Here is a 12,763-nt window from a genome sequence, read left to right as displayed (position 1 = left end):
AGCCTCCTCGTCGCTTCGCTCCTGCAGGGTCTCACCTGTCCAGCTCAGCCCGCAGGAGTCTACGCGCCTTCCACTACAATCAACAGGGTTTAAAAAACAAAGTCATCTTTAACAAACCCCTTAATGAAAAACTTTCCTTCACCACCAATTTTAGGACAAAAAAATATCCCACCCAGCGAATTCTTGTTGAGGAGTTTATTTTTACATTGGGGGAAGAGCAGCTTGGTTACATACAGACAAACAAGAAACCAACGGATCAGAGAACAAAAACGTAAGGTATCACTTAGAAGGCGGCAGAAGGCAATAGGGGCTGCATTAGCGGGTTCACTGGCAACTGCACTTCTATTCGGCATGAGCCAAAAGAAAACGGAAGCAGACGGCGCTATCTATACTGTAAAAAAGGGCGATACGCTATACAGCCTGTCAAAAAAATTCGATACTTCTGTTGAATTGCTGAAGGTAATGAATTCCTTGGATCGCTACACGATACATAGCGGCCAGAAAATACAGGTTCCTGTTGTAAGTGAGGCGGGTACATATATCGTGAAGAAAGGCGATACACTCTATTCAGTCGCTAAAAAATACGGTGTTACGGTAAAAGCTTTGATGGAGGAGAATCACCTTAAAAAAGAAACCATCTTAACAGGCCAGACCCTGATTGTACCGACTCATTCTCATCAAGCTGGTGAGGGAATTTATACCGTCCAGCCGGGTGACACGCTATGGAATATCGCCATGCGATATGATTTGAGTTTAAATGAATTAAAGAATGCGAATAAATTAAAGGAAAATATGGTCCTGATTGGCCAAAGACTGATTATTCCTGGGAATATCGACGTAATGGAAGCCACTGTTGCAGGGGCAGCCGACAATTTCACAGTAGAATTCACACAGAATGGACATGCCATTCCATTAAAAGTCGCCTATGGTACCGCTAGAAAATATCAAGAGCTTGCTGGCAAGACACTTATTGTCACTTATAAAAACGGTGCTGTCATTCAGATAGATTGAACGAAAAAAGGAGCGGACACCGCTCCTTTTTTCTATTCCCTAAAACGGCATCGACCTCATCTGACTGTCCGTCGCTTTCATGAGTTCACCCCAGGTGGAGTGACCCCTGTCTTTGAATTGCAGGAGAAGTTCTGTGAACAGATAGGCTGTGGTCATGGCATCGCCGATGGCGCTGTGGCGATCGTAAATTCGTGTGCCAAAGGCCATTGCGTATCGCTCGAGATCGCGCATATCGTATGAAGGGGCAATAAAGCCAATCAAATCCAGCGTATCGATGGTGAACAACCTTTTCAGAGCCAACTTTTCGCGTTTAAGCTCGCTTTTTAAAACAGCTGTATCAAAGCTGACATAATGTCCAACAAGGCAGACCGTATCGTGTGATTCAACATAATCAAAAAACCGGGAAATTGCGTCCGGTGCAACAGGCGCTTCACTTGCCATTTCGTTTGTAATCGAGGTCAGTTCAATTATTTCCCGAGAAATTTGTCGCCTCGGATTTACATATGTCTGAAACTGGTGTTTTCCCTTCACTTTCAGTCCGTTTACTGGAACAGCACCAATTTCAATCAGTCTGTCAGTCGTCGCAACCTGGAACCCTGTCGTCTCCGTGTCGAATACTATAAAGGTAAGATCATCGATTGGCGTCGATAAAGGAATCATATCGTATTTTAATGAACAGGAAATATTCTTCCGCTGAAAGAACTTGACCTCCTCCTTTCATCAATCCTTTAAATCTATTATTCTGTTAGCTCTCTTAAACAACGCTGTTGATTTTCCTGGCGCTGAGCCTCCTCGTTGCTTCGCTCCTGCGGGGTCTCACCTGTCTAGCTCAGCCCGCAGGACACTGAATAGCTTCCTGGAATGTGCCCACGCACGAAGAAAATGCGTTAGCTTTTTCGAGGAGTCTTCGCGCCTTCCACTATAATCTACAGGGTATTAAAATCAACTTTCAGCTTTAACAGAGCCATTACAATAGAATGCTTTTTCGTTAAAAACTAGTAACCCGCAGTCAGTTCACGAGAACAAATCTATTAAACCAACTCGATCCATTCTGTAAAATCACCTGACAGATCGCCTCGCTAGATTGAAAATCTAGCAAAAACCATCCCCTGGAGCTCCCGCAACGTTCGCAAGCTCAGAATCAACTCTTCCTTTTGCCTTGTAGACATCGCAGAAAATGAAAGGACGGAGCTTACCCCTTTGTTCTCCCACCTTTGCCTGATGTACAGGTTGAATACATGGCTGAGGGCTTCTTTTACATCGAGAGTGAATTCCGCGGTAAAAATCCCCTTCTCCTTCATGGCTGCTATTTTCTCAAGAGGTGTTCCTTGAATTCCACCGTAATAGAGGGATAAAATCTGCAGACTGTGATGGTACGGGAATAAGATTTCCTTTTTCATATCAATGCTCTTACGGCCAATTCTAAACAGCGCCTTGATTGGTTCATCAAGCGTAGGGATTTCCTGCTCCCTTTCCGCCTGGACCATCCGGAATAAAAAGATTTTTGAGCGTTCCAAAAGCTCTGCGATTTTTCTCTCAAACTCTCCATTCAGCTCAGCGCTGCCGGCAGCAAACCGATACGAGAAAAAGTTCTGTGCAAGCAGCAGGTTCTCATTTGTTGACTGCAACATCCACTTCCTGACCCGGTCCTGCCATTGCAGGACCGTCCCTCTCCATTGGGGCTCGTTCGCCATCATCAAGCCCTTACAGCGGGCATATCCCGCTTTTTCAAGCGTTGAGGTGATTTCCTGTCCCAGCTTTTCAAAAAAGACATGGTCACTTGTTTCACCATAGACGAGGAAATGGTCCTGGTCTGTCAGCATGAATTGTTCACCACGGCCACTTGAACCCATTAAGTAAAAGGCAAACGGTACGGGCGGCGTGAGGCCTTGTTTGCGAAGCGCCTCAACTGATAATTCTACTGTCCGGCCAATCAATCGGTCATATAGCTTGGTGATGATTTCTAGCAAGGCAAATACAGGCACTCGGTCCCTGAGCAGCGTATCGGTTATTTCATAAATGGCTGCCTTCACTTCTGCGAGGCTTGCTTCATCAGCCTGCTCAATTTTTTTGATTGTCTTCATCATACTGTCATTCTTTTTCCGGTGCAGGTCGGTAAAAGTAACAATACCGGAAATCTCGCCGTCATCAACGACTGGCAGGTGCTTGATCCCTTTTAAAAGAATCTCAGAGATCGCATCGTAATAATACGCGAATCTTGAAATCGTGACAGGGTTTGCGGTCATGGCCAATTTTGATGGTTCGTCATAGCTTAGCCCCTTAGCGACGACTCTTCCGACAATGTCACGCTCCGTGATGATTCCTTTCAGCTCCTGCCCTTCAAGCACTAGCACAGAGCTCGTTCTGCCCTCAGCCATTTTTCGCGCTGCCTCCCGGATGCTCGTCTCAGGGGCAACGGCCACGACTTTTTCCGACATAATGTCATGGACTCTCGTGAGGATGGTTTCACCTTCACCCATTCCTTTTGCCAGTTTCACCTGTTCTGCAAGCGATCCGTACACATCCTTCAGTCTGATGGATACCTGGGTCAGCAAGTAGTCATGGACTTTCTGGTCACTCCATCTTTTTGCCAATACGGCATAAGGGATGAGCAGCGCTTGGACATCTTCTACGGCCCTTACCTCGACTGTCGCCTGGTTTTTATCTGCTTTTTCAAACCCAAGAAAATTTGCGAGACTCGAAAACCCGACAATCTCTCCTTTTTGAATGACCTCGAGCACTTCATCCTGTCCGGCAGCATTTTTCACAAACACTTCAGCTATTCCCTGTAAAACCAGCAAAAGCCCCTGGCGCGGAGTATCAGCCTGGAGCATGATTTCTTTTTTTTGAAAGGTTAACGCTTCACATTCCTCGACAAGGGAAAGGGCTGTGCTTTCCTCCACCCCCTGGAATAAGGGGTGGAACTGCACAGCCTTCCATATTTCCTTATAGCGCTTTTGTTCCATCGTCGTTCATCCATACTTCGCCATTCTTATACACCATCTGTTCAGGATAGCGAAGGTCGAGTACTTCCTCCTGAATTTTTTGCGATGGTGCAGGAGTGGCAAGTGATACTACCACGTTGGCAAGAATCGCAGCAGCGGCACCGAATACGCCAGCACCTGTGTCAATGATGCCGAGGATTGTGTAGCCGCCATATTTTGCCGCGAAGATGTATGCTAGTGTTACGCCTAGACCGACTAGCATTCCGGCGATTACTCCCTGTGCATTCGATCGCTTCCACCATACACCGAGGATCAGTGCCGGGAAGAATGTTCCGGATGCAAGCGCGAATGCCCAGGCAACGATTTGCGTAATGGCTCCTGGAGGATTTAAGGCAATGATACCTGCCAGCAATGTAGCTACAACGATTGAAATACGTGCTACGTTCAAACGGTTTTTATCCGTAGCGTTTGGTCTCATAACACGATAGTAGATATCGTGGGCAAAAGCAGAAGAGATCGCGATCATCAAACCGCCCGCTGTAGAAAGCGCTGCGGCCATAGCGCCAGCCGCTACAAGCCCGACGACAAATACGCCAAGGTTTGCGATTTCAGGTGTCGCCATAACGACGATATCATTGGAAATGATCAATTCCTTCCATTGAAGGATTCCATCTCCATTTCCGTCTGCCAGCTGAAGCTTGCCCGTATCGACCCATGTTTTTGTCCAGGCAGGAAGCTCGCTGATTTTGCTGCCAGCCACCTTCGTCATTAAAATGAAACGGGAGAACGCAGCATAAGCAGGTGCAGAGAGGTAAAGCAAACCAATGAATAGAAGTGCCCATGCCCCTGACCAGCGTGCAGCCTTCATCGTTGAAACCGTATAGAAGCGGACGATTACGTGCGGAAGGCCCGCCGTACCAGCCATCAATGTAAACATAAGGGCAAGGAACTGCCATTTCGTGCCGTTTGTGAACGGTGCGAAATATTCAGAAATGCCAAGCTCCCGATCAAGCTCACCCATTTTGCCGACAAGCTCACCGTAAGAAAGCCATGGCAGGGCACTGCTAGTAACTTGAAGAGACATGAAAATAACCGGAATCAAGTAAGCGATAATCAAAATGATGTACTGGGCAACCTGCGTCCATGTAACACCCTTCATGCCGCCAAATGCAGCGTAGAAGGCAATCAGGACTACCCCGATCATCGTGCCAAGCTTAGCATCGATTTCGAATAGACGGCCGATAACCACTCCCGAACCGGAAAGCTGGCCAATTGAGTAGGTGAAACTGATGATAATCGTTGTGATTGCCGCGATGACGCGGGCTGTATGGCTGTTGAATCGGTCGCCGATGAATTCTGGTACGGTATAACGGCCGTATTTGCGAAGCTGTGGTGCAAGCAGGAATGTCAGCAGCAAGTAGCCGCCCGTCCAGCCCATGATATACGCAAGACCATCATATCCAAGGAGCATAATCGTACCGGCCATCCCGATGAAAGACGCCGCACTCATCCAGTCAGCGCCAATCGCCATTCCGTTAAAAACTGGCGGCACCCCACGTCCAGCAACATAGAAATCAGATGTTTCCTTCGCTTTATTAAAAAGTGCAATTCCGATATACAAACCAAATGTGGCTAGAATAATAGATAATGAGACCAAGAATTGTGTATCCAAAGTTCTCCCCCTTTTTCAACTGCTTCTTTTTGTCCTTACTGGCTGGTGAGTAATATATAAACAACTAGCAATAAAGCTTTTTCAACCGTTAATATAATCGCTCTAACCGTTAATAAAAGTCATTCAACCGTTAATATCTTCTTCCGAAACCTGCCACCACCGGGAAAATCATCTTCCAAAACTGAAATATGTTTCCGGCCGGGTCCAAAGGGAAAAATTAGTGGTCCAAGCTCTTTCCTTCACTTAATTTAATATTTTTCTCTTCATCGATTCCGTACTTCTTATCGATTCCGTCACTGACCTTCGCATTAACGAATAACAGGATAATGAAGGTCAGGACTGCTCCCTGGGCTCCCATAAAATAGTGGAATGGAAATCCGCCGATGGAAATCTCGCTTAGCGGTTCTGCGAACATAACGACCCCGAAGGAAACAAGGAACCAGATGGCAAAATAAATGAACATGTTACGGTTTTTCTCACGGAAATATGCGTCTGCGACAGCCTTATCAATTTTTTTCACATTTTACACCCCTTTGTGTTTGATAATCCCCTTTTTATAATCCTTTATGAATGACGGACACAGCTTATTAGTGAATCGCGTGCGTAGCTTCCCCACTCCTTTTTAAAATGAATTTGGGTTATATGAACTTTGCAATGGCAAAGTTGATACCTTTTTTTACGACGACGGGTACCCTAGCTGAACACTTTGAAGATTTTTTGTTAGAAGTTGAAGTTATATCACTAGCTGAGGCTGAAGATGAATTTTAGCGTTTCAAAGAATGGAGCGGGCACCATGATGATCTGGATGAGGAAGTAAAGAAATATGCTAAGAAATGGTACGGCCAGGAAAATCATTTTATTTTTCTTAAAAGCCAATAACAGGCTTATCCCGGTAATGACCAGCAAACCAACTAATATAATCAAACCACTACCTCCAGTTTCAATTTAACTAAATCTTTAGAAAATTTAATTTTATTATCCATATAATGTCCATGCAGGTCAAGATACTATTTCTAAAAAATGTAATCGCTTTCTATGTCGATATTTTTACGGTCGTGTAAAAACCGTTAATATCATTAGGCTTTCACAAGCTTAATGATGTCCAGGAGTGTCGAAAAAAAATTTATTTGATTCAGGTCGTGCGGTTGCCCAATCTCATCACCATCCCAGAATAGTAAAAAAGGAACGCCCAATTATGAGCGTCCCTTAAAAGCTATTTTGTTACCAGCATGCAATCGAGCCATCTGTCCTCATTTCCGTTCCGCCTGTCAGCACGCCTGTTTCCGGATTTCTTACAATGACCTGGCCTCTGCCAAAGCCGCCGCCGTCGTACGCCACCTTCATCTGATGTCCGCGCGCTGCCAGCTGCTTGACGATGTGGTTCGGGAAGTGGTGTTCCACCTCGATTTGCTTTCCTTCAATCCACTGCCAGCGCGGTGCGTCGAGCGCGGCCTGTGGATTCAGGCCAAAGTCGATCATATTCATGGCAACCTGGACATGGCCCTGCGGCTGCATGTACCCGCCCATCACCCCGAATGGTCCGACAGCATCCTTGCCTTTCGTGATGAAGCCGGGAATGATCGTATGATACGTTTTCTTGCCAGGAGCAAGTGCATTTGCATGATTCGGGTCAAGTGAGAAATCGTGCCCGCGGTTTTGCAGCCCGATGCCTGTTCCAGGAACGACAATCCCTGAGCCAAAGCCCATGTAATTGCTCTGGATAAAAGAAACCATGTTGCCTTCGCCATCGGCAGTCGCCAAGTACACCGTTCCGCCCTTTGGCAGCGAACCTGGTTCTGGCATCCTTGCTTCTTCACTAATCTTCGCTCGAGCTTCCTCAGCAAATTTTTCAGAAAGCAAATCGACTGTCCTTGCCTGCATTGTCGCTGGATCTGAAACATATTCCTTGCCATCCGTGAATGCCTGTTTCATCGCCTCAAGCTGGAGGTGGACTCCTTCAACATCGTCACGATGTGTGAACTCATAACCTTTTAAAATATTTAGAGCCATAAGAGCGACGATTCCCTGTCCGTTCGGCGGAATCTCCCAGATCTCATGTCCTCGGTAGGAAACGGAAATCGGATCAACCCATTCAGGTTGATAGTTTTCCAGGTCTGACTTCTTTAGGAAGCCTCCTGCTTTTTCAGATTCCTCAGCGATCTTGTCAGCCAGGCTTCCTCGATAGAAACTCTCTCCGTTCGTCTCCGCGATTTCCTGTAGTGTATTCGCATGGTCTTCCGATTTCCACATCTGCCCTGTCTCAGGTGCCTTACCCTCAGGGGCAAATACTCGGAACCATTCTCCATATTCCTCCCCCTGGAAGCGATTCTTGTAAGCTTTAAAAGCACCATTCCAGTATTTTGCAAGAGTTGGAGTCAGTGGATAACCATTGCGGGCATAGTCAATTGCCGGCTGCAGCACTACTGTCAGCGGCAAGCGACCAAACCTTTTAGACAGTTCTGCCCACGCAGATGGCGCACCTGGTACAGTGACCGGAATCCAGCCATGAGAAGGCATTTTTTCATGACCGAGCTCTTTTACCTTTTCAATTGAAATCGATTGTGGAGCAGGACCGCTTGCGTTCAAGCCATACAGCTGATCCTTCACCCAAACTAAGGCAAACGCGTCGCCGCCAATGCCGTTTGAAGTCGGCTCAACAACCGTGAGGCACGCCGCAGTGGCAATCGCAGCATCAATCGCGTTGCCTCCCTTTTTTAAAATATCAAGCCCAGCCTGTGCAGCAAGCGGCTGCGAAGTAGCGACCATCCCGTTGCGGGCAACTGCTGCCATCCGCTGCGATGGATATGGATATGTATGCAAAGACATTTAGATTCCCCCATTTATTCGTCTTACGAAATAGTATAGCAAAATAGCTGAAAATTCTAAATAAAAAAAATCCCTCTCAATGATCGAAAGGGATTTTCCTATGGAAAAATCGGCAGTCCGCCTGAATAGACAGATTGTAAATATGATAGCGATGGGCCATAGCCTTTTTGAGGAATTTTTGCCAAGAAATCCTGAATGTATTTGTTATCGGAGATCGATTGAAAAGTTGCCGTTGATTTGACCTCCAGGCGCCAGTCATCCTCATCAAAAAGGATTTCCGTATCTTCCATATTTGCCTGATTGGCATCAATGATATCCTGGATGTCCGCCGTGGCTACGGCGTAAAGGTCACTGCTGTCATTGCCCAGCCTGTTCCGGAATGCGATTTTTAATAACGGGTGTTTATCAAGCCGTGGTGGCAGCACATCATTTGCTGCCTTAATAAAAGCAGCTGATTCATCAGCACCGTTGGCTACATATTCTGCTTCCTTTTCGGTGATCAAATCTTCAATGCTTTTTCCACCATCGAGGACTTTTTGAGCCACGGATTCTGGACCGCTGTCAAAATCCTTAACCGCTTCCTTCGTTTTTTCAATAATCGCCGCAGTCCCGGCAATCGCCGCCTGCTCAACCGAAAGGCTGGCATGTTCTTTTACAATAAAAACTTTAGCAAGGTTCAAGACGATCAAAAAAAGGATTGCTACGATCCCAAGGAGCCACAGCATGAAAAAGACGGCGTTCCCTCTCTCATTGCGTAGATACTTCATGGCACCATCACCTTGCCAATCGCCTCCTGGTTAAGGTCTAGTGAAGCAGCACTTTTCCATGGAGATGGAACAAATACAAGCGGATGATTTGCAGACAGCTTCATTTCAAACTTTCCCTGGCCATCAAGGAAAACAACTTGCATGTTCTTGTAGCTGATCACCGAGCTGGTCCCGATTGTTTGGATTGCCACTTGCTCCGCTTCATTGATATCATTGGTAGCCGCAAACGTTTTTGCCGCGTTATTGACCGCCGTTTTTGCCGTTAAAACTGCATATCCGGAGGCGACCACCTGCCAGAGAAGCAGGAAGAACATAAAAAAGAACGGCAGGATTCCTAAGAATTCAAAGGTAATCGCGCCTCTTTCATTATTGAGTTTATTTTTTCCTGACATTAGAGACACCCCGGATAATTAAAAATAATTGCCTTGAAGCACTGTATTATGCCTTCAATTCCATGCGGTTTAACTTATATTGAAGGTACCAGATATGAAAAATAACGAGAAGCCAAGGGTTATACACTTTTTCATTCAGTTCATCTTCGATCGAATCCCTTGCCCTGAATACTGAAAAATACATAATTCCAAGTCCGAAAAAGGTAAGGATTAAATCAAGGCTGTTAAAGACGTTGATTCCCAGCTCGGTAAAAATGCCTGTATGGACAAGATTAAGGATAAAGGAAAAGATGTACAGACCAAAAAGTACTTTCAAAGCGGTAAAATTAAGATTATTTTTTAAAGTTTCGAAGTTCTTTTGCCGTGACAGAAACCAATAAGGAACATAGATTCCAAGAGAAACAGAACTCAGGAACACCATCAGAGGGACATTTGTTTTTTTGAATAAGCTATTTTCCATAAATCATCTAAACCTCCGCAACATCTTCATACCTTTCCGCCAGATAAAAATAGATCAGCGGAAAAATAAACAGGTTAATCAGTATTCGCAAGATCGTATACGTAATGAGGTTCATATCGAATTGTGCAATCCCGTTAACAAAAAGTGCCCAAACCAGCAAATTAATAGAGGCTAGCAAAATCACATCTCGATGGATGGAGAAGAATCTGTTTTTATAAAAATGAACTGCCTTTTTGGCAAGGAGCTTTATGTTCTCTTCACCGAAATTATAAAAGGGCAGAAAAAATGCTATGGTCAGCAGGATGAGTCCGGGAATGATAAATAAAGTAGTTCCTATATAAGACAGCAAAAAGATGATCATTGAACCGAAAAACACAAATCCGAACGAGGAAATGAATGTTTTCAGCATACTTTTCAGACTGTAATCTTCGTTTATTTTCAAGTGTTTGTATAATTCAAGGAATGGTTTCATCGTAAGGATAAACATTAATACGTACACGTAGAGTGCCAGAACTGTCTCAATACGGTTCAGATCCAGCTGATTAAAATAGTAAATCCAGCCGTACAGAAAAATTTGAACTGGAAGAATGACCAGGATTGTAAAGCCAAGTATCTTCAGCAAGCTCTGATTATAATAATAGAAAATATCTTTAAGCATGGGCCATGCTCCTGTTTCTCATAAAAGTTTTTACGTATGCACCTGCAAGTGATACACAGGTACCGGTCAATAGAGAATAAAACACCACATCAGGATTGATCAAAATGTTCAGTCCGAGGACCAGATACGAGAAAGCCAAATTAATGATGACCAGGGCGAGAGCGGTCATATAGGCATTGAAATAGGGATAAACAGTATTTGTTGCGGAAGCTATATATCCATTTAAAAAGTAAGTAATCATTAGAGAAAAGATTGATAAATAGAAGATATCCTGAATCACTACGACACCGATAAAACCAGTTACCATCATTAGAAGGATCGAGATCCCCAACGTCTTGATAAAGGCATTCATTTTTCCACCCCGCAAGCTATTTAAACTTTGTAAACACACCGACCGTACTCTGCGCGAAGATTCCCAGCCAGAGGGACCCAATGAGCAGAATGAGTGAAAAATAGGCAAATGTTGCATTTGGTCCAAATGCATAAGAGAAATACTCTGCCGCTTTGTAATAACCTCCTGCTCCAGCTACTAGCGCTAAGCCCATTGTTCCGTGCAAAAGAAAGGTAAACTTACGGTAGCGATCACTCTCTGCAAAAACAATTGCGTGCATGACACGATGATATCGGAAGGTAATCAACGAAGCAGCAATCCAGATTCCAATAATGACTAACTGAATTAGCGGCCGATCCTCGTAAAGCTTCACTGCTGGCAAAGCAAAATAAATAGAGCTTAAGACCATACAAAAGTAACCAATGTATCCTCTTAGCTTACTTGATTTTTTTGACTTCCCAGTAAGGTCAAGGTATACAGCAAATAAAAATACAGGCACGAACAGGGCAAGTGCCACCCACATGTAAACCATTGAAAAATCTGGGATTGGGAGAGTAATAGCTCCAATCACCAGCGGACCTATTGTTAGTATTGTTGTATTTTTGACCATACTCACTCTCCCTTTCCTAATTAGCCAAATACTCCTGACAGTTTTCCTTTCACACCATCAAACAGCTTTTTGACTCCCTTTTGAACGCTATCCTTAATGCTCTTTCCTGTTTTTGATTCAAGGAAAAGAGATATCCCAATTGCCGTCACTGCTCCTACAACTGTTCCCACACCAGGAACCACGGACCCTGCCGCTGCTCCAGCTCCTGCTGCTGCAAGCCAGCCGACTCCAGCGCTCACCGCAGCTGACCCCACTCCAAATGCTACATCAGTGGTAATTCCCGCTGCAAAATCTGTTACGTGCGCAGATTTATTCTCTTGTTGAGCAAAATCACTGATTCTTGGAGCAACAGAAAGCAGGACATTCGCAATCCCGTTTCCTTTAGCTACTTTGCTTAATTTGAAAAATTCTTTATTGATGATATTGCCGCTTTTCCAGTTTGATGGCTTAAACGGATTATTGATACCAAACCAGTTTTCCGACATTTCCTTGCCTATTTTTGAGGTCACGGTTTTAAAGCTCATATTTTCCTTGAAGAACTTATCAATATGTTTAGCTTTAACAGTCGTGCCACTTCTCAAATTCTTGGTAACGACGTTCGTCTTTTTTCCAAAAGCATCCGTTACCGTTTTCTGGTTCCCTTTCAGGATCAGCTTATTTTCTTTAAAGCTCTGAAGATAGTTGTTATACCTCTTATTTAACCATCTATTAAATTTGTTGTTGTTATCTACAACATTATTTTTCCCGAGAATTTGATAGAGGTTCTTGTTCCCCGTTGCAGTATTCAAATCTTTGATCCTGAACCCGGCTGCAAGAGAGAGAGTACCATCCAGAATATCACCTAGTCTTTTTGGATAGGTGACCAGAAACTTTTTAGCTTTCTTAGCGTAATCCGCGGTCGTCTTCACTCCATCTAAAGGTGAACCATCAGCATCGCCATTTCCAGCTGATGCTCCTGCTCCTCCACCAGATAAACCGCCATTAGGGCCTTGACCTCCATCTGGACCCTGGCCTCCATTCGGACCTTGACCTCCATTCGGGCCTTGGCCTCCATTCGGACCTTGGCCTCCATTCGGACCCTGGCCTCCATT

General features: G+C 44.8%; 13 protein-coding genes and 1 pseudogene. 1 reads left to right on the top strand and 13 read right to left on the bottom strand.

Going from position 1 to position 12,763, the window contains the following annotated elements; all coding sequences use genetic code 11:
- Positions 1-222: 222 nt before the first annotated feature.
- On the top strand, positions 223-1,011 hold the full coding sequence (locus V7201_RS13995) for a LysM peptidoglycan-binding domain-containing protein (protein WP_335377356.1): 789 nt from the start codon (positions 223-225) through the stop codon (positions 1,009-1,011).
- A gap of 39 nt (positions 1,012-1,050) precedes the next feature.
- On the opposite strand, the gene V7201_RS13990 is transcribed toward V7201_RS13995, so the two are convergent.
- The 13 genes and pseudogenes from V7201_RS13990 to V7201_RS13930 form a co-directional block, all read right to left on the bottom strand.
- Positions 1,051-1,671, bottom strand: coding sequence for a 3'-5' exonuclease (locus V7201_RS13990; protein ID WP_335377355.1), 621 nt, complete (start codon positions 1,669-1,671; stop codon positions 1,051-1,053).
- Between the two features lie 419 nt (positions 1,672-2,090).
- The gene (locus V7201_RS13985) at positions 2,091-3,977 is read right to left on the bottom strand and encodes a DUF294 nucleotidyltransferase-like domain-containing protein (protein WP_335377354.1); all 1,887 of its coding nucleotides are present in this window, start codon (positions 3,975-3,977) and stop codon (positions 2,091-2,093) included.
- Positions 3,958-5,628 carry a sodium:solute symporter family protein gene (locus V7201_RS13980; protein ID WP_335377353.1) on the bottom strand — a complete coding sequence of 557 codons (1,671 nt, stop codon included), beginning with the start codon at positions 5,626-5,628 and terminating at the stop codon, positions 3,958-3,960. The genes V7201_RS13985 and V7201_RS13980 overlap by 20 nt, the downstream gene beginning before the upstream one ends.
- Positions 5,629-5,845: 217 nt before the next feature.
- Positions 5,846-6,148 carry a DUF4212 domain-containing protein gene (locus V7201_RS13975; RefSeq protein WP_335377352.1) on the bottom strand — a complete coding sequence of 101 codons (303 nt, stop codon included), beginning with the start codon at positions 6,146-6,148 and terminating at the stop codon, positions 5,846-5,848.
- 221 nt (positions 6,149-6,369) lie between these two features.
- Entirely contained in the window at positions 6,370-6,552 is a 183-nt protein-coding gene (locus V7201_RS13970; RefSeq protein WP_335377351.1) for a hypothetical protein, read from the bottom strand.
- 297 nt (positions 6,553-6,849) lie between these two features.
- Positions 6,850-8,454 carry a gamma-glutamyltransferase family protein gene (locus tag V7201_RS13965; RefSeq protein ID WP_335377350.1) on the bottom strand — a complete coding sequence of 535 codons (1,605 nt, stop codon included), beginning with the start codon at positions 8,452-8,454 and terminating at the stop codon, positions 6,850-6,852.
- Positions 8,455-8,552: 98 nt separating this feature from the next.
- Complete coding sequence (locus V7201_RS13960) at positions 8,553-9,221, bottom strand: hypothetical protein (RefSeq protein ID WP_335377349.1); 669 nt, start codon at positions 9,219-9,221, stop codon at positions 8,553-8,555.
- A complete protein-coding gene (locus tag V7201_RS13955; protein WP_335377348.1) occupies positions 9,218-9,613 on the bottom strand; it encodes a pilus assembly protein in 396 nt (131 codons plus the stop codon). Before V7201_RS13955 ends, V7201_RS13960 begins: the two co-directional genes overlap by 4 nt.
- A gap of 46 nt (positions 9,614-9,659) precedes the next feature.
- A complete protein-coding gene (locus V7201_RS13950) occupies positions 9,660-10,073 on the bottom strand; it encodes a hypothetical protein (RefSeq protein WP_335377347.1) in 414 nt (137 codons plus the stop codon).
- Positions 10,074-10,080: 7 nt separating this feature from the next.
- Positions 10,081-10,731 (bottom strand): hypothetical protein, encoded by a 651-nt coding sequence (locus V7201_RS13945; RefSeq protein ID WP_335377346.1) that lies wholly within the window; start codon positions 10,729-10,731, stop codon positions 10,081-10,083.
- The gene (locus V7201_RS13940; protein ID WP_335377345.1) at positions 10,724-11,083 is read right to left on the bottom strand and encodes a hypothetical protein; all 360 of its coding nucleotides are present in this window, start codon (positions 11,081-11,083) and stop codon (positions 10,724-10,726) included. Before V7201_RS13940 ends, V7201_RS13945 begins: the two co-directional genes overlap by 8 nt.
- Positions 11,084-11,099: 16 nt before the next feature.
- Complete coding sequence (locus tag V7201_RS13935; RefSeq protein WP_335377344.1) at positions 11,100-11,672, bottom strand: hypothetical protein; 573 nt, start codon at positions 11,670-11,672, stop codon at positions 11,100-11,102.
- 20 nt (positions 11,673-11,692) lie between these two features.
- A pseudogene (locus V7201_RS13930) lies at positions 11,693-12,763 on the bottom strand (hypothetical protein); the annotation flags it as partial.

Source organism: Bacillus sp. JJ1122 (assembly GCF_036964885.1).
Lineage (GTDB): Bacteria > Bacillota > Bacilli > Bacillales > Cytobacillaceae > Mesobacillus.
This window is presented reverse-complemented; position numbering and strand designations above follow the sequence as displayed.